At 34.9% G+C, this 17,560-nt stretch carries 17 protein-coding genes and 1 pseudogene; 6 read left to right on the forward strand and 12 right to left on the reverse strand.

From position 1 onward, the window contains the following. Window positions 1-294 precede the first annotated feature (294 nt). Window positions 295-1,563 (forward strand): hypothetical protein, encoded by a 1,269-nt coding sequence (locus tag JFV29_RS16725; protein ID WP_201185325.1) that lies wholly within the window; start codon window positions 295-297, stop codon window positions 1,561-1,563. A 966-nt stretch (window positions 1,564-2,529) separates the two neighbouring features. Here JFV29_RS16725 and JFV29_RS16730 read toward each other — a convergent pair. The 3 genes and pseudogenes from JFV29_RS16730 to JFV29_RS16740 form a co-directional block, all read right to left on the reverse strand. Beyond that, window positions 2,530-2,742: a DNA methyltransferase gene (locus tag JFV29_RS16730; RefSeq protein ID WP_207205147.1), complete on the reverse strand. Its 213-nt coding sequence runs from the start codon at window positions 2,740-2,742 to the stop codon at window positions 2,530-2,532. A 461-nt stretch (window positions 2,743-3,203) separates the two neighbouring features. After that, window positions 3,204-4,303, reverse strand: a protein-coding gene (locus JFV29_RS16735; RefSeq protein WP_201187912.1) for an IS3 family transposase whose coding sequence is annotated in 2 segments (ribosomal slippage) — window positions 3,204-4,105 and window positions 4,105-4,303 — 1,101 coding nt in all. Because the reading frame shifts where the segments join, the coding sequence is not laid out codon by codon here. Between the two features lie 639 nt (window positions 4,304-4,942). Then, window positions 4,943-5,080: pseudogene (locus JFV29_RS16740) on the reverse strand (hypothetical protein); the annotation flags it as partial. 96 nt (window positions 5,081-5,176) lie between these two features. Between JFV29_RS16740 and JFV29_RS16745 the strand changes: the two are divergent. The 3 genes from JFV29_RS16745 to JFV29_RS16755 all read left to right on the forward strand — a co-directional run bounded on the left by JFV29_RS16745 (window position 5,177) and on the right by JFV29_RS16755 (window position 7,962). Further along, window positions 5,177-6,370, forward strand: coding sequence for a hypothetical protein (locus tag JFV29_RS16745; RefSeq protein ID WP_201185327.1), 1,194 nt, complete (start codon window positions 5,177-5,179; stop codon window positions 6,368-6,370). A 73-nt stretch (window positions 6,371-6,443) separates the two neighbouring features. Then, complete coding sequence (locus tag JFV29_RS16750) at window positions 6,444-6,929, forward strand: hypothetical protein (protein WP_201185329.1); 486 nt, start codon at window positions 6,444-6,446, stop codon at window positions 6,927-6,929. Next, a complete protein-coding gene (locus tag JFV29_RS16755) occupies window positions 6,922-7,962 on the forward strand; it encodes a hypothetical protein (RefSeq protein WP_201185331.1) in 1,041 nt (346 codons plus the stop codon). The genes JFV29_RS16750 and JFV29_RS16755 overlap by 8 nt, the downstream gene beginning before the upstream one ends. A 35-nt stretch (window positions 7,963-7,997) precedes the next feature. Here JFV29_RS16755 and JFV29_RS16760 read toward each other — a convergent pair whose 3' ends face one another. From JFV29_RS16760 to JFV29_RS16770, 3 genes are all read right to left on the reverse strand, one after another. Then, entirely contained in the window at window positions 7,998-8,291 is a 294-nt protein-coding gene (locus tag JFV29_RS16760; RefSeq protein ID WP_201185333.1) for a hypothetical protein, read from the reverse strand. A gap of 113 nt (window positions 8,292-8,404) precedes the next feature. Beyond that, complete coding sequence (locus tag JFV29_RS16765; RefSeq protein WP_201185335.1) at window positions 8,405-9,937, reverse strand: flotillin family protein; 1,533 nt, start codon at window positions 9,935-9,937, stop codon at window positions 8,405-8,407. Window positions 9,938-9,958: 21 nt separating this feature from the next. Next, on the reverse strand, window positions 9,959-10,477 hold the full coding sequence (locus JFV29_RS16770) for a hypothetical protein (protein WP_201185337.1): 519 nt from the start codon (window positions 10,475-10,477) through the stop codon (window positions 9,959-9,961). Between the two features lie 359 nt (window positions 10,478-10,836). Between JFV29_RS16770 and JFV29_RS16775 the strand changes: the two genes are divergently transcribed. Next, window positions 10,837-11,406 carry a biotin transporter BioY gene (locus JFV29_RS16775; protein ID WP_056520693.1) on the forward strand — a complete coding sequence of 190 codons (570 nt, stop codon included), beginning with the start codon at window positions 10,837-10,839 and terminating at the stop codon, window positions 11,404-11,406. 411 nt (window positions 11,407-11,817) lie between these two features. On the opposite strand, the gene JFV29_RS16780 is transcribed toward JFV29_RS16775, so the two are convergent. From JFV29_RS16780 to JFV29_RS16800, 5 genes are all read right to left on the reverse strand, one after another. Beyond that, entirely contained in the window at window positions 11,818-12,303 is a 486-nt protein-coding gene (locus JFV29_RS16780; RefSeq protein WP_201185339.1) for a YusW family protein, read from the reverse strand. Window positions 12,304-12,417: 114 nt separating this feature from the next. After that, the gene (gene trhA / locus JFV29_RS16785) at window positions 12,418-13,062 is read right to left on the reverse strand and encodes a PAQR family membrane homeostasis protein TrhA (protein ID WP_056520697.1); all 645 of its coding nucleotides are present in this window, start codon (window positions 13,060-13,062) and stop codon (window positions 12,418-12,420) included. A gap of 233 nt (window positions 13,063-13,295) precedes the next feature. After that, on the reverse strand, window positions 13,296-13,895 hold the full coding sequence (locus JFV29_RS16790; protein WP_201185341.1) for a cell wall hydrolase: 600 nt from the start codon (window positions 13,893-13,895) through the stop codon (window positions 13,296-13,298). Window positions 13,896-14,028: 133 nt separating this feature from the next. Beyond that, window positions 14,029-14,607 (reverse strand): GNAT family N-acetyltransferase, encoded by a 579-nt coding sequence (locus tag JFV29_RS16795; protein WP_201185342.1) that lies wholly within the window; start codon window positions 14,605-14,607, stop codon window positions 14,029-14,031. Between the two features lie 42 nt (window positions 14,608-14,649). After that, entirely contained in the window at window positions 14,650-15,048 is a 399-nt protein-coding gene (locus JFV29_RS16800) for a secondary thiamine-phosphate synthase enzyme YjbQ (protein ID WP_201185343.1), read from the reverse strand. A 196-nt stretch (window positions 15,049-15,244) separates the two neighbouring features. Here JFV29_RS16800 and JFV29_RS16805 point away from each other — a divergent pair, with 196 nt between their 5' ends. Next, window positions 15,245-15,613 carry a VOC family protein gene (locus JFV29_RS16805; RefSeq protein WP_201185344.1) on the forward strand — a complete coding sequence of 123 codons (369 nt, stop codon included), beginning with the start codon at window positions 15,245-15,247 and terminating at the stop codon, window positions 15,611-15,613. Window positions 15,614-15,657: 44 nt separating this feature from the next. Here JFV29_RS16805 and JFV29_RS16810 read toward each other — a convergent pair whose 3' ends face one another. Next, entirely contained in the window at window positions 15,658-17,556 is a 1,899-nt protein-coding gene (locus JFV29_RS16810) for a PTS fructose transporter subunit IIABC (protein WP_201185345.1), read from the reverse strand. Between the last annotated feature and the right edge of the window lie 4 nt (window positions 17,557-17,560).

Here is a 17,560-nt window from a genome sequence, read left to right on the forward strand (position 1 = left end):
GCTCGTAGAGGCCCAATCTCTTAATCTTGAGCAAAATTCAAAGGGAATTTCAAAAGGGGTCCGGAATTAAAACATTCCGAACCCCTTTTGTCTACAAACTGAAAGCTCTTCAATTTTGAAGAGCTTTATTTATTTATTTATTTATTTATTTATTTAACTAAAAAATAAAAAGTTCGAAACAACACTCGTTCTATATAATGGTGCTCTTCGAGGGGATAATTATTTCGAGTCACTTTAGAATATTAATCTTATGATATAGTTAATTTAAAAAAATAATTATAATAAGGAGGAAAAATGGATAAACAAGGACTTCTTAAAGCATGGGGGAAAGAGCAAGACGAATGGCTAATTTTATCTATAATATCTACATTATATTCCTTATTAATATCTCTAATTACTAAAATCAAATTTGACGAAAATACTGCTTCAATAATGTTCGGTGTTAGTGGCGGACTCCTCTCTTTAATGGGGCTTATTGCCATATTTGTTTCTTTGAATAGCCAACATAAAATTCAGAAATGCAGAGAACTACTTTGGGAACTTAGAAGTCTTACCCGAGAAGCAAATGACGCTGTTGCAGATAAATTAGTGGGCATTACCGCCTCAATTCAGAACAAATACAGAGATTATGCAATTGTATATCAGAGTGATGATGAATTTATTATCACTGTTACGAATATCTGTCAAAAAACAATTATTGCAATTTGCCTACTATGGGCAATATATATAGGTTTTACGGATATTTCTTGGAGGCAAAAATGGTATGTAATGATTATTGTCTATTCTGGCATTTTTATCTTACTACAGTTTCATAATATACTTGGACGATTAACTAACATAGGATCAATCGGGGGATTACCCGATGTTGCGAGTTTATTGGATACAAGGAATAGTAATGATGTTCAACCACTGTACTTGCTAATTAACGATACAAAAATCCGTGCGTACGATAGACTTGATCTAAATAGTAATTTTAAAGCACCTAATTTTATGGAAGTCGAATTTAAATTTCCTCCAGTTAATAATTTCTTGTTTTACATAGATAAAATAGAGGGATATCGTGTAGATACAAAACAGGCTGAAGTAATTAATGATTTACCTTTTGATGATATACCCTATTTCTTATTTGAAAAAGATGGTAGTGAAAGATTAAAAATAGTAGAAAAATGGACACAACATGGTTCCTACCATGTCCATCATCCTTGGTATATCATATGGTCTGACGAAAAGCGAGGAAAAGAGTTTTCTCACAAGGAAATTAAAAGTAGAATTCAAGATACAGAGAGAATTAATAAACTTCAAGAACATGGCGTATATCTTGGAGTACAAATTAGATTTGAACCTGATAACCCGATTATTTTTATTGATTCAAATAAATATTACAGACTTAAACTACACATAATTTTGTCAGATAACGTAAACAATATAATTGATAATAGTAATCTCTATAATTTCACTTGTGATATTTACAATGGTTCTCGCCCTTATAACCAGCTGGACTATAAAGGTACCTCTGACGAACTTAGTGGTTCCGTAAGGATTCCTCCTAATCCCAAAATTTAAATAAATACTCTGCTTAAATAGGATCAGATCCTGAATTTTCTTTCTACCGGGATTGGGACACTTTTAAAAAATCAAAATATTTTACATAAAGCTATCAAAGTCTATTGGGTAAGCATATTCCATAGGTTATAATTGAAGGTGTGTCGGACTAAGGACGAAGCAGAACCCAGATTATTTTAAATAATCTGGAGTGATGCACCTTGTTAATATATATATTAAATGAAAACTTAATAGTCTTTTGGATTGAGTTCTTTGTAATGTATTACATACTGGAAAATTACGTAAAACCTCGTTATAAGGCTTCTTGTAATTCTTATGTGAACGAGAAGACTACATTCGAGAATCATTTTAAAAAAGTTGTTCTACTTGTTGTGTGCCTACCTATCGTTTGGTTAGGCATGGATTACCTTCTTAAATTTTTGTACAGTTTTTTCGCGTAAACAAAGCTTCAAAGTTTGGGTTCTGATAATGCGATGATGAAGTAAGATACGGGCAGGGACCGACACCCCTACCGCGGATTTACCCTATTTTGGGGAGGTTGGCAATATGCCAACCTCTTTTTTATTTTCCATCACTAAACTGATTAATATTGAAAGGGGGATACAGTCATTTTATTTATCCCCAATCTTGATTTGCAACCTCCATTACAATTTCTTTATGTTCAGGTAAAATCAAAGCTGCCTGCCACTTTAGAATTCCTCTGTCACGAATTGACATATGAACATCTCTATTCATACTATAATTTTTATTATAGAACGAACGTTCTTGATTATACATAGGAATTTTTATCCTTAGTTACCTAACTTAACCACCTCATCTTTCTTATCCAAAATAAAAACACCGCGGGAAACGGTGTTTTACTCGAATCGTTAAGTTCGAGGTTAAAGTCTTGAGTAGCCAAGTTCGTAATTGTCACAAAAACGGGTAATCCGTCGTATTCAGGAGGTTTCAACAGAATAACATCATTTAACTTGCCGTACCTCTATGTAAAGCATTGGAAGCTTCGTTAAAGTAAGTCTTATCTAATTCAAAGCCAATGAAGTTCCGATTTAGATTTATAGTAGCTTGTCCTGTTGATCCTGAAGCCATAAAACAATCCAATACTGTTTCACCTTCATTCGTATGAGTTGCAATGATTTTTAGGGCGTTAACCGGAATGTCAGGTTGTGTAATGCACAAACCACGTAATATCACCGCTTTTAAATACCGCCAAATCCTACAACAACAAAGACACGCACAAGGATGACATGCGGATTACACACAAAAAAAAGAAAAAGCCTCATGCATCTACGAATAAAAATAAGTTTTTAACATTTCAATGTGAGAGGTGATATATGATTACAAATCTTTGTCCTTTTCTTGACCATTTAATTTATGTCATCATTCAATAAAAGCAGTTACAGTACAATCTGAATTTGCTTTTAAGCAGTTTTCCCTTTGAGTGCTATTTATTTCAAGACCCTAGACACTCCCATTTAAGCAAAAGTTTGGATTAGGTATTCATGATAGGTTCTATTATCTAATTTTAGTGCCATAAGAAAAAGAGCTGCTGAAAAGCTCCTGATATTGAAGTAACGCACCCGTTAGTTTAATAAAATAGTGGATTTGAGTCAATATTTTGGACACTAATAAGTTAAATCTTAAGCTGTATTCCTAATTCGATCTTCAATGGCTTGTGGGGTTTGATAGCCCAAGCTGCTGTGAATTCTTTTTCGGTTATACCAGCCTTCAATAAATTGGAACATTGCTAATTTAGCTGTTTGATAGTCTAGATATTGTACGTGGTTGACTTCTTCCTTTTTTAATAGCGCATGAAAGGATTCAATACAGGCATTATCGTACGGGCAACCTTTCTGACTAAAGGATTGCTTAATATGATGGTTTTGGATATGTTGAGTAAACTCACTGCTTGTATATTGTGAGCCAAGATCCGTATGAAGAACTAAGCCCTCCGAGGGCTTTTGTGATAAGTGTGCGTTATTGAAAGCTTTTATGACCAGTTCTGTCGTCATTGAACGAGAAAATGAATACCCTACTATTTTCTTAGAATTAAGGTCCAATACCGAAGCTAAATAACACCATCCGTCTTTTAACGTGTGGATATACGTAATATCTGCTACCCATTTCTCATTAATGGTTTGAGTAGTGAAATCTCGTTTTAGCAAATTATCCAGTTGAATAACCTTTTCTTTATATGGATAGGGACGGTATTTTTTCTTAGTAATAGAACGAATTCTCGCTTTGCTCATTAAACGTTGAACACGCTTAAGACTTAGGGAAAAACCCTTGGTTAATAAGCTTTCATGAATCTTTGGAGCCCCATACCGTCCCTTGCTTTCCAAGTAAATGAGATGAATTTCCTTCGTTAATTCTTTGTTTTCCTGTTCTCGATTTGATACGACTATTTGAAGGGACTGATAATGGCTGCTTCTTGGGATTTCTAATATTTCACACATTTTCTGTACGGGATATTGTTTCTTGTGTTCCTCAATAAATTCGGTAAGATCTGTCTCGGTTACTTTTTCGCGAATATGGCCATAGCCTTTTTTAAGATTTCAACTTCTTGCTTTAACCGAAGGTTTTCCTTCTGTATAGCTGCTAATTCCTTTGGAGTCATGGAATCTTCCCCTAAAACGATAGGAGTAAATTCCTTAACCCATTTATAAATGGTAACTTCTGATACGCCATATTCGCCGCTTAATTCTTTGACCGAATTACCCGAGTGATAAAGATCTACAATAGTCTTCTTTGAGAAACATTCATATCTCTAATCCAACTTATCGCTTTTTCGGCAGTCTTCTCTCCTGCTTACCATTGTTTGTACACTTCTTTAAACCTTCCCTAGGGACACACCATTTCTCAAATCCACTTAACTGTCACTTTGACTACTTTGACTGATAATTCCATATATTTTAAGTGTAATTTGCACATCCAACTTTTAAAACCCAGCTATCTTCACATGAGAAGATTTGCGGGGGTTCTTTATATTTACATCCAATCATCTTTCACATTCTATATTCAAATTAAATGCTGAAAGACAAAATTCTTTCTTCATGAATAAAAACATCTTCATCCCTTCCATTGTATTCACTTCGCGCTTTACCTCTTCGATAATAAACTCAAGGAACTGGTTGTGAAAAGATAAATTTGGTTTGCTTCTACGGTTAGAAGAAGATAATCGAATAAAACCAGCAGCATAATTGAGTTTGTCTCTCCAGTAGCCAGAAAAAATTCGTATAGTCAATTTGAGGATTTAATTAATAGTTTTATTCTATTACCCCAGACAGTGGACAAATTGGGATTGAAAAATAGGGCATACACCAGTATCCTCGCAATCTTTTAGTATTTAAACTTAATAAACCCCGACTATACCTATACAACCCTCAAGTACCTCACGTGCTTCCTGTTCACGATCATCCTTGGATTTACCAAGAAATTGCTCCGCTGCAGTGGCAATATCAGTGATTGAACCACCAATTTTTATTATTGATACACCATCAGCCATGACCGGAACACCATTACTAACAGTGTAGAACAAAAAAACAATAGTGATTTAACTGTTTTACTGATAAAATAGATGGTACAAAATGTTATTAAATCTAGGAGAATGACAATGAATCTTGAACGGTTTACAGATTATTATCAAAGGAAAATGAGATTTAATCTTCATATTAATAAACGTCTTGAGGCGGTATCAGACTATTTTCAAAATGAACATGAAACTTCAATTTCATTTAGTACTAAGGGTGATTGTTATACATATATTGTTAATTTCATTAACGAACGTGAAGATGATGCTGAGGAAATTTTGGAAGAACTATACTACGTTCTTGAACACTATTATTCTTCTCAAAATCCTTATTATATTAACAATCTAGAAACATCTGTTCATAAAAATGATTTTGCACGTAACATAGGAAGATTATTTGGTAATGAAATTAGATACGGGGATTTTACTTATCAACTAAGAGAAAACGTTGAGTACGATGCAAATGATGAAATTATTCAATGCAAGTTAGATTTTGAAGAATCAATGGTCGATTTTATTACTAATGAAAGAATAAGAAAGTCATTAGGTACAATAAAAATCACTTTCGATTTAAAGAACAAAAAATTCATTTCATCAGAATCACCCAATGAGAAAAGTCACAAGAATATTCTTGATTATCTTTCATCACAAGGCTACGCCATACGCCCTTACTATATATTAAAAAGGGCACTAAAAATTAAAAATAAAAACTTTACTGACTTTTCACCAACCACATTGCTAATTATAAACTTACTACTTGATACTCTACCTTCTTTGGAATATAGAATTACTTTAGATTCAATAAATTTTACCAATATTGATTCTCGAGACATTCAGAGAATGACATTAAATGGTACAGATTTATTGTCATCTAATGAGGTTCTTCAAAGAATACACAACGGAGATACAGTACATACTTTAAAAGTCTCACTTGCAAAAATTCATAACATACTTGGAAGTGAAGTACATCATGGCGCAAGCTTTAAAATTGACCTAAGGGGACGACTAGCCTTTATCTTTGGAGATGGGGAAGACGACGAAGTAAGAAATCGGGAAATATGTATTAATATTCAAAACAGTTTAATGGACCTTATCTACGAGGATGATACCGTTGAAAATGGATTAAGGTTAATAACTGAAAATTTACCAAAGCCAAAAACTTTACTAGAATTAGTTTCTAATATTCAAGCTGAATTATTAGAGATTATTGAAAATCAAGATGATAGAATTGCAATAAAAAAATATTTTATTGAAAAATATGCAATTGCTACCAAATAAAAATAAGGAGGAGTTTGATGTTCTTTTCTAACAGTGCGATAGTAATCCGCGTTAACAACATGACTGAAAAAAATTGAAAAACTTCTCCTTTTTTGAAAATAACAATACTGGGAATCTTTCAAGGAAATTCTATTCAATAAATTTTTACACCCCTGAAAATGATGTTGGAGAAATACATTATTCTAATTCATTTGAATATGGGAATATGAATGTAATAAATTTTATACGAAGATCAAATTTGTTCTTTTTATTTACCTCAAGTGTACAACATTCAAAATTCTTTAAAAAGACATTAAAGTTGCTTTTAGATGAAGAGGTCACTTTCGAGATCTTAAAAATTCCCATAAAAGAAAATTTAATACAAACAAATACAGGAAATAATCTAAACATAATTGAGGCTGATGAAATTTATGGAATTGTTGGTATGTTAAAGTTCAATGACGTTTCAAATCTAATAAAAATATATAATAATGGATTAATTACATTCCCCTTTACAAATAATATGGATTTAATAAAAGAAGTAATAAACTCTTTTTTAGAATTAATAAAAAATGATTAGAATATTTTATAATAAAATTTATTCATTTATTGATGGAATTACGATAACATCAATTAATTATCTCACTTGGACTTCTGCTGTAGTAGTAGCCCTGTTAGCATTAACTACCATAATATTTAGCCAATATAATGAAAGACAAATAATAAAATCCAATGATATATCAAGACAAATTAAAGAAGCAATAAAAGAAGTTACCACCCCAGAACTAACTATTCAAGAGTTGGTTAACGAACTGATATACGTCCTATCAAATCAAAATGTTTATAAGCTGACATTACGTTTCTTTTTTATAATATCTTATTTATCTGGTTTAACATGGCTAATATCAGGAATTGGTTACATTTTATTAAAAGATAAACTTAGTTCAGGTGATTTTATTGTTATTTTGTTATCTCTAATAACTATAGTAATTACATTTTTTATTTTACCTTTAATTTTGATTAAATTTAATAATAAACCCCCTATCGATATAGATACTAAAAACAGGGTTTCATATGGTGCGCTTATAAGATATTTAAAATCTATCACTTCTATTTCAGCGGATCAATTAATAAAAAAATATATCAATCCAACTATAGAATTTTCACTTAGTTACTCAAATAATTTAACGATAGCTTTAAAACAACAAATCCCTCTTAATAATATTTACTATGTATTTAAATTTGTAGGTGTAGATAATCAAGCTCAAATTATATGTATTAACAACTTAACAAATGATGATTATGTTGAGTATTCAATAATTTCTAAGGATAAGAATGAAAATAGTTTTCGTGGACTTTTAAATATGATTAGAAACAGTACACACCAACAATTATTTGTTTTTTCAAAGGATAAGACTCTGATTTCAACGTATAAGATGACATCGTCACAAATAAGTAATAACCAATTTTCTTTTAAAATTAATAGTTCAATGCAATTAAGTACAGATGATCAAATAGATAAAGTTTTAAGTGCATACAAATATAAGTTTAAAACATTTAGTAATAGCGAAACAAAAAACCAATATAAGCTTTTATTAAAAAATAAAAAATAAACAACCAATTAAGTTTCATCCTTGGTTGTTTATTTTTATTTAAACCCTATTAAACTCTCCAGCACTACTCTATTTTCAAATAAAACATCGATTAATGAGCCATATTGTTTTACCAAATTTAATAAATAATTATACCTTGGAATCTTTTGTTCTATTTCAACTTTTTCATTCAGTAATATATCAATTTTATTGGTCGATTGATATATATCTTTCTGAAAATGACTCTCTGTTATTTTATTCTCAATAAGTAAGTTCAATAACCATTCTGTATTGGTTTTGAGCTGCCTAATCTTAATCCAATTATTTGTTACTTGTTTTTTAATTTTCAATATTATTTATTTTATTTAAATACTGATTTGTCTTTTGCAGTACTTCTTGTTCTAATACATCAGCTTTAATTTTAAGTGATGAACAGTATGATTTCCTTTTATTTTCTTCACCGTTACTCTTCCTTACTTGCTGCCATATTCAGATTCGCTTCACCATTCTCCTGATTGATAGTGGATAATGGTAAATTACGCTTACCTGAGAAATTCTCAAGTAAGTCTTTGACATCAATGCCTGAAGAAGCCTTTAATGACTCCTGCAATGTTGCCATTAAATTTGTTGCATACCCAGTCACTTTATTCGCACCACCATTCGCACCACTTCCACCCGTATCCACTACGGTAATTTTGTCGATATTACTAAGTGGACCTGCTACTTGTTTAGCATATTCCGGTAGCATTTTCAAAATCATATCCATCACTGCCGCTTGCCCAAACTGTTCAAAGGCTTCAGCTATCTTCTGCTTAGCTTCCGCTTCTGCCACCCCTTTTAACCGGATAATTTCTGCTTCCGACGTACCTTGGGCCCTTTGTGCATCCGCTTTTGCAAGTCCATCCATTCTTACACGTTCTGCTTCTGCTTTCGCCATAGCTTCAATTTTATATTTATCGGCATCCGCTTCTGTAATCTGTTTCATCTTATTAGCAGAGGCTGCTTGCTCTACCGCATAGCGGTCAGCATCCGCCTTTTTCTTCACCTCAGAATCATATTGCTTTTCACGGCGGAGAATTTCTTTTTCTTCAAGCTCGATTTGCTTTTGCCGCTCGATGATTCTGATTTGCATTTCCTGTTCCGTAACTTCCTGTTTTGACCTTGCAGTTTCTAGGTCATAAGCTTGGTCAGCTCGGGCTTTGGCAATATCTTGCTCGCGTCGGAACTCGGCGACCTTTAGCTTGTTGATTTTTTCGGCTTCCGCTATTTCTGTAGCCCGTTCGACTTCAGCACGCTGGGCTTCCTTTGAAGCTTCTGCACGCTTGATTCGCGTTTCTTTCTCTGCCTCCGCTGTTGCAATATCTGCATCTCTCTTTACTTGTGCAATTCTTGGTTTACCAAGGGATTCAAGATATCCATTTTTATCTCGGACATCTTTAATTGTGAACGATACGATGATGAGTCCCATTTTCGCCAAATCTTGTGAAGCCACCCTCTGTACTTCCTGGGAAAATTTTTCGCGATTTTTATAAATCTCCTCGACTGTCATCGAGCCAAGAATGGAACGAAGATGTCCCTCAAGTACCTCACGTGCTTCCTGTTCACGATCATCCTTGGATTTTCCAAGAAATTGCTCTGCCGCAGTGGCAATATCAGTGATTGAACCACCAATTTTTATAATTGATACACCATCAGCCATGACCGGGACACCCTGCTCTGTGTACACTTCGGGAGTAGAGACTTCAAGTTTGCTTGACAGCAAGCTCAATGGCTCTGCTTGCTGGAACACTGGTAAAACGAATGCCCCTCCACCACGGACAATCTTAATTTTATTCCCTGATTCATCGATATGAACATTTTTGCTACCTAAGTAGCTTCCAGTTACGATCAATGCTTCATCAGGACCAGCCGTACGGTATTTCGTAACAAAGACAGCAATAAGTGCAATAAGTAAAAAAGCAACAATAGCAACAACAACCCAAATTAAACTAAACATAAACTACCTCCGAACCTTTTATTAATTTTGATGAGGCATCACATAGACAACCCCATTTTTGACTTCAATAATTAAGACTTTAGTATCTGATGCAATTCCTTCATTTTTAAAACTGGCAGCGGTCTTCGCAATGCTGCCACTAATACTCTCAATTAAGACTTCGCCAAACCCGTCAACTGGGATGGATGTCAGCACCCTTCCAACCCTTCCTCTCAGGTCATTATCATGAAATGCTAAACTTTCCTCTGCTGATGAGATGGGAATCAAAACAAATACATTCAATAAGGTGACAGTGGACAATGATATAAGCAAGGAAATCGCCGCAATCACTCCACCATTAAGAGCTGTAACCGATTCAAACAAAAAACCACTTGCAAAAAATACAGTTAAAAAACTAAAAATGAGAGTTGGATTAAATTGGTCCGGTAATTCTAATCCGGAAAATATATCATTAAACAAAATAAATAAAAAAGTTAGTACACCGGAAATAATTAATCCATATAAATAAATTGTTTCTAATGGAACCCCAAATAACTCCATCTCTTTCATCCTTTAAATTGGATTTTTTATGCCCCAATACCTAAACAGCTTGAAGTAAGCTTCTAACTGATTAGTTTATGTATTGTTCTAACCTATATATGCAAAAAAGTATTGTTATATTCCCCCTTTAAATACTTTCCCTACCAAATTATACGAATTAAAGCTTTAAAGGTTTCATTTTTTTATCATTCTCTTTTAAATCCGGACACTCCTTCTCAGTACATTTTAATACTTAATCTTTTAAAAACAGCTTTATAAAAAGAAAAATTCAAAATATTATTGACAGCGTTTACTTATCATATTAAAATTCTTATATGTTAACTTAACTAACGGATGGGTTTACAATAGGAGGCAACATTATGAAGGAAAGTCATGAAAAATTAAGAATGATGATGGTTACAGCCTTATTTGCAGCACTAATAGGAATATTCGCCCAAATTACTATCCCACTGCCTTTAGTTCCGATTACAGGTCAGACTCTGGCCATTGGACTGGCGGCTACTATACTTGGTTCACGTTATGGAACCTCTTCAGTTTTATTGTACTTGTTTATTGGGGCTGCAGGTGTACCGGTATTTGCTGAAATGTCTGGAGGACTTGCAAAAATATTCGGTCCGACTGGCGGTTATTTATTATCCTATATACCAACAGTCTATATTACCGGTCTGATTTTAGAAAAGACCCGTTTTACAGTTGCAATAGCTTTCCTTGCAAATATCATCGGGATGATTATTACCTTAATCATAGGGACGGTATGGCTAAAATATATGGCTTCATTAACATGGACAGCAGCCATAGCTAGTGGATTTGCTCCATTTGTAATTGTCGGTACCCTAAAAGCCTTCCTTGCCTCATGGCTTGGCATTACGATTCGTTCAAGGTTAGCATCTGCTAAACTGCTACCTAAAAAAAATGCAACAATCTCATAATATTTCTATCCAGGTAATCATAAGAGAGGATACCACAATTGTGGTATCCTCTCTTACATTTTAAAAAAGAATAATATCAACCCCTGAATTCTTGAAGTTCCTGTCTGTTATATCTCTATAAATACTATTTCAAGTAAGTCGCAAATAATCCATCTTGATCAAGTTTTTTTGAAGTTAAAGGAAGGAAAAAAAAAGACTCTTTCTGAAAAAGAATCTTTTTTTACAAGTAATTATTGCGGTCCTATCCCCATAAGTCCGAATATGAATAGCAAATGTATGTTAACCCCTTTGCTAACCGTAATCATTTTACTATAGTAATAGTGTTTTGACAACTATTGAAGGAACATGAATTCGCTACGATATTGGGCAAAAAAATACTATTTCATATAGGATTATGTAGCTGATATTGAATTATTTATTATACACTTTATATTCTTTTTTCGTACCATCATCGTAAGTCACTTCTAAGTCGAATTCTTCATAATCATCTTTCAAATTAAAAGCCTTTGTTACATCTTGAATGACCTCATCATCAGAAGAATCTTTGGTGAATGTCAACTTTTCTAATATCGGCGTTAGCTCTTCCAACGCTTCTTCACTGTGGACTTCGTGTTTATTTAGTTGGTCATCAATAGAGGCTTCTGTTTGGACTCCCATCGCATCATATTCTGCTTCATATTCGTTGTCATTACCTGCATAGTCAACTTCTAATTGAAAATCCTTAAAAGTAAAAGGCAGCTTTTTATTATTATCCGTTCCTGTTTCAGAATTGGTTTCTGCTTGGTTTTCATTTTCCTCAACCGGTCGATTCTTAACTTCATCGTTATCTTCCCCGCACCCAGCCATAACAAGCATGGCTGCAAATGGGAGTGATAGTACTTTTATTGTTTTTCTCATAAGTCATTTCCTTCCTTAGTCTGTATAGCTTATTTATTTCCTAAAAGAATGCAATTAAAACCTCTTCCAAGTGTCATAAGGTAGAGCAGATTAAAGAATAAAGTCCTTCTAGGATTAAAGGGGAATGATATAAAACAATACAGCAAAGAAGTGCGCGACAGAGCCTGCAAGCACAAATAGATGCCAAACAGCATGATGATAAGGGAAACCGCGCCAAACATAAAAGACAGCCCCAAACGTATAAAGCAATCCCCCTGCAACCAATAGCTGGATACCTGTTGAAGGCATTGCTGCTGATAGTGGCCCCCATGCAATAACAATCAACCACCCCATCGCGATATAAAGAATCGTAGAAAGGAAAAGAAACTTCTTCACAAAGAAAGCTTTGAATACAACGCCTATAACTGCCACTCCCCATACAATTCCAAGCAGTGTCCATCCTAGTGTCCCTTGGATTACAAGCAGCATGATAGGCGTGTACGTTCCTGCTATGAAGAGATAAATTGCTGAATGATCAAAGATTTCAAATAGGTCCTTCGTTTTCCCTGCTGGAAAGCTATGAACTAAAGTTGAAGAAACATATAAGAGTAGCATGGAAACCCCATAAATGACTGAAATCACTACATGCCAGGCCGACCCTTTCTGAACTGAGAAAATTATTAAAAACACAAGAGCGGCAATACTTAACAAGACACCTACTCCATGAGTAATTGCATTTACCACTTCTTCTTTTTTTGTATAAACATGTGTATTAGCCACGTTACAGCTCCTTAATCTAGGAAAAAATTATTGTTTTGAAATTCTTCTCAATTATACATCAGTTCTTCAAAGCAATATAGGAAAGTAATTTAATCTTTGACTTATATATATGTAATTATCAAGAAAAAGATTTTCCACCATGTCGTTCCACCACCAATTATCGTCTAACTGTAGCCGGTATAGAAAAAAGGACCGGCTCCATTAAATGGTGAGCCGGTCCTTGAGAATTTTAGTTAAATGGCAAAATGGTGGCCGCCAATAATTTTGATTACCTCCAATTGTTTCATCCATTCGCTGTCCGATATACTTGGGTTCCAGAAATACAAGGCATCATTTGTGTAGCCATGGATCGCTATAGCTTCATTTACAGCTCTCTTTGCATCAGCTCCTGCTGCTTTATTAATACTACCATCACCAACAGGGGAGAATTGATTTTTTTGATAAATCACTTCACGGATCGTATCGGGAAATTCATTGCTATCTAGGCGATTCAAAACAACTCCCGCAACCTCGACCTTTCCTCGGTATGGCTCTCCTTTTGCTTCAGCATGCACCAGCCTAGCTAATAGATCTTTATCATTTTCACTCATTACATGAGGAATAATCAATGTTTTACCTGGATCGGCAACATTATTTTCATTATGATTGACTTCTTTTAACGTACCAATTGGCACTCCGTATTGCTTCGCAATATCCCATATCGATTCACCTTGCTTAATGACATGTTTTTTTGCGCCATTAGAAGCTTTACTTATGGTTCCAAAAGGGAATGCTATTCCAAGTACGATGACGCTTAGAGTTATTATCACTGTTAATAATGCTGATAATTTCATCCTGTAACCTCCTTGTTAAGCATCTACCTAGGATAACAGACCCAATTGGAGAAAACAGTGCTAAATTATTTCCAAGGGAATCCAGGTAAAATATTACACACTTTGAATTTTTATTTAACTCTTTCAAATCCGCTTAATTATTTATTTTTTGAAGGGATTCCCATTCTTCACGTAAAATTCCCATCCTTATGGAATCGTAATAATAACCATCAAAATAACGGCATTTCCTCATTCTTCCTTCAAGTTGCATACCTACTTTTAATGCAACAGCCATCATCCGCTCATTTCCTGACCAGGTCGTCAGTCCAACCCGTTCGATTTCAATGTTTTCAAATAAATAGGTGATAAACAACTTTATGGCTTCCGTGCCATATCCGCCATTCCAATAATTGGTCTCAAAAATAGTAATACCGATTTCAAGCCAACGCGATGGTTCATGTTCCCAATAATATACAATTGATCCGATTATTTGATGATCCTTTTCCATTATTAACTCGGAGTATACTCCCATTTTCTCATCATAGTTCCGATGTTTCTCTTCTTTATCGATATACGTATTAAAATCAATGAGTTCGTGAGGATAATATGGTGCATCCCATTTTTTCCACTCTGGATTCTCTTCCCCATACTTTAAGCTCCACAAAAGTTTTAAATCATCTTTTTTTACGTTTCTCAATACTACATTTCTTCCTTTAATCCAAACATCATCCAATCTGATTCCTCCTATTTTACCCTTACCTGACTATTCCTAGCCTTAACTAGTCAATTTGATAAAGTACTGCCTCTCTCTAGGACCATCGAATTCACAAAAATAAAGACCCTGCCATGTACCCAGAATCAAACTTCCTTTATGAATAATCACTTGTTGTGACGAACCTACCGTACTTGATTTCAAATGGGCTGCAGTATTCCCTTCCATATGTAGATCTAGAGTATGATTCCATGGATATTGCTCGTCCAGCCTCCTTAGCATATCCTTTTTGACGTTTGGATCCGCATTTTCATTAATCGTGATTCCAGCAGTAGTATGTGAACAATATACAAGAGCTATGCCCTCTTGAATACCAGTTTCCGTGATAAATGCCTGCACTTCTGTTGTAACATCAATCATATCATCCCTTTTAGTAGTTTTTAATGAATTTTTCTTCAGCATGAACGTTCCACTCCTTTAATACCTTTTTATACACATACCCAAAAACATTTGAAAACATGCTTTTGTTCGTTTAATTATGCAGAATTAAATAGTAAAAATAAGAATAACTTATCGACATTAATAAATAGATTAATCTGTTCTTATTAACAGTATTGCATTAAAATTGGATATATAAGGAATGAGGAGGCGTATTAAGATGAGCTTTAATTTTATATCCATCGATCATTTCCAATTAGCATCTCCTAAAAATACAGAAGAGATAGCAAGGAAGTTTTTCACTAATGTATTAAAGTTTCAGGAAATTGATAAGCCTGAAACTTTAAAGTCCAATGGAGGAGTATGGTTTAAATCTGGATCGATCCAAATTCATATTGGAACCGAAGATCATTTTATTCCAGCACGGAAAGCCCATCCAGCTCTAGAAGTTGAAAATCTAGTAGACCTTAAACAACATCTAATAAGTAATCATATACCTTTTATTGAAGATAAAAAGCTACCAGGAGCAAATCGAATTTATGTATCCGACCCCTTTGGTAATCGAATTGAAATTTTAGAGTGGATATGAAAAAAGCGGGTTCAATGATTATTGAACCCGCCTTTTTTCGTGATTTATTTCTGTTTCTTTTTCCAGATTCCCAATATAAACGCAGTAATAAGAGAACCTATTAATATTGCCAGCATATAGCGAAATGGATGATTGACTAGCGGGATAACAAATATACCGCCATGTGGTGCCGGAAGAGTGACGTTAAAAGCCATCGACAGTGCACCAGCTGTTGCAGCCCCGATTACACTGCTTACGATAACTCGAAAAGGGTCAGCTGCCGCAAAAGGAATAGCTCCTTCTGTAATGAATGATGCACCCATAAAGTAATTAGTGAATCCAGATTTTCTTTCCATTTCACTGAATTTACTTTTAAAGAATGTAGTCGCAAAGGCAATTCCGAGAGGAGGTACCATTCCACCTGCCATTACGGCAGCATGAGGCCCGAAACTTTGTGCTTCAATAGCTGCAAGTCCGAAAGTGAAAGCGGCTTTATTCAGGGGTCCACCCATATCTACAGCCATCATACCTCCTAAAATCAATCCAAGCAAAATAGCATTCGTACCTGATAAACCTTGTAGCCAGTTGGTTAAGCCTATGTTTACTGCAGTTACTGGCTCATTTATTACAAATATCATGATTAAACCTGTAATTAACATGCCGAATACAGGATAAAGTAAAACTGGCTTAATCCCTTCGAAGTTCTGTGGCAACTTGGAAAACAATTTTTTCAATAATAAAACGACATATCCGGCAAGAAAACCAGCAATTAGACCACCTAGAAAACCAGCATTAGCTTGTGCTGCCAATAACCCTCCAACCATACCAGGAGCAAAACCTGGACGATCAGCGATACTTGAGGCAATGAAACCGGCTAGTACCGGGACAAGCAAGAAGAAGGCACCGCTAGCCCCTCCGCCAATATCACTTAATGCTTTGGCAATGGGATTAAATTCAGGCTTTGTTGGATCTGCTGCTTCAATTCCGAAAAAGAAAGAAAGCGCAACCAAGATTCCGCCTCCTACAACAAATGGAAGCATATTACTTACACCGTTCATTAAATGCTTGTAAATCCCAAGCCCTCCTTTTGATGAATCACCATCCTCACTTCTTTCATTCCCGGTTCCTTTATAAACTGGTGTATCCTGATTTATGGCCCGATTTAGCAGTTCTTCAGGCTTCCTAATACCATGGGCAACTGGGACGATAATGACATGTTTTCCATTAAAACGATCCATCTCGACCTGCTTATCCGCAGCAACAATAATCGCATCAGCATCTGCAATATCTCTAGCTGTTAACCCATTTTTGATTCCCGTTGAACCATTTGTCTCTACTTTGAAATCGATTCCCATTTCTTTTGCCTTCGCCTTCAAGGCATCGGCCGCCATATAAGTATGGGCAATCCCGGTTGGACAAGCTGTAACGGCAAGAACTTTTCCTTTGGTACTTATAGCAGTGGCACTTGTTCGTTGTTCTTCTTGTTCTTCTCTTTCTTCTTCATCCGCTTCCTGTTCTTTTTGATTGATTATGCCTAGCACTTCCTCTTTGGAAGTAGCAGAAATCAGACGGGACCTGAAGTTTGTATCCATTAGTAATGAAGAAAGCCGGGAGAGTGTCTCTAAGTGGTCTGTATTGGCCCCTTCGCTAGCTGCAATCATAAAAAATAGATGTGCTGGCTGACCGTCAAGCGACTCATAATCAATACCTGATACCGATTTACCGAAACAGATAGCCGGTGTTTTCACAGCACTTGTTTTTGCGTGTGGAATAGCTATTCCCTCACCAATCCCTGTGGTGCTTTGTTCTTCACGTTTTAAAATGGCTGCTTTGAAAGTATTTTCATCATTTAATTTGTCGGCTTTGGCTAACTTCCCAGACAATTCATCAATAACAGCTTGCTTTGTATCACTTTGTAAATCGATAATAATTGTATCTAATTTCAACAAGTCTGTAATTTTCATAGAG

This window comes from Peribacillus sp. TH16 (genome assembly GCF_016651095.1).
Classification (GTDB): Bacteria; Bacillota; Bacilli; order Bacillales; family DSM-1321; genus Peribacillus; species Peribacillus butanolivorans.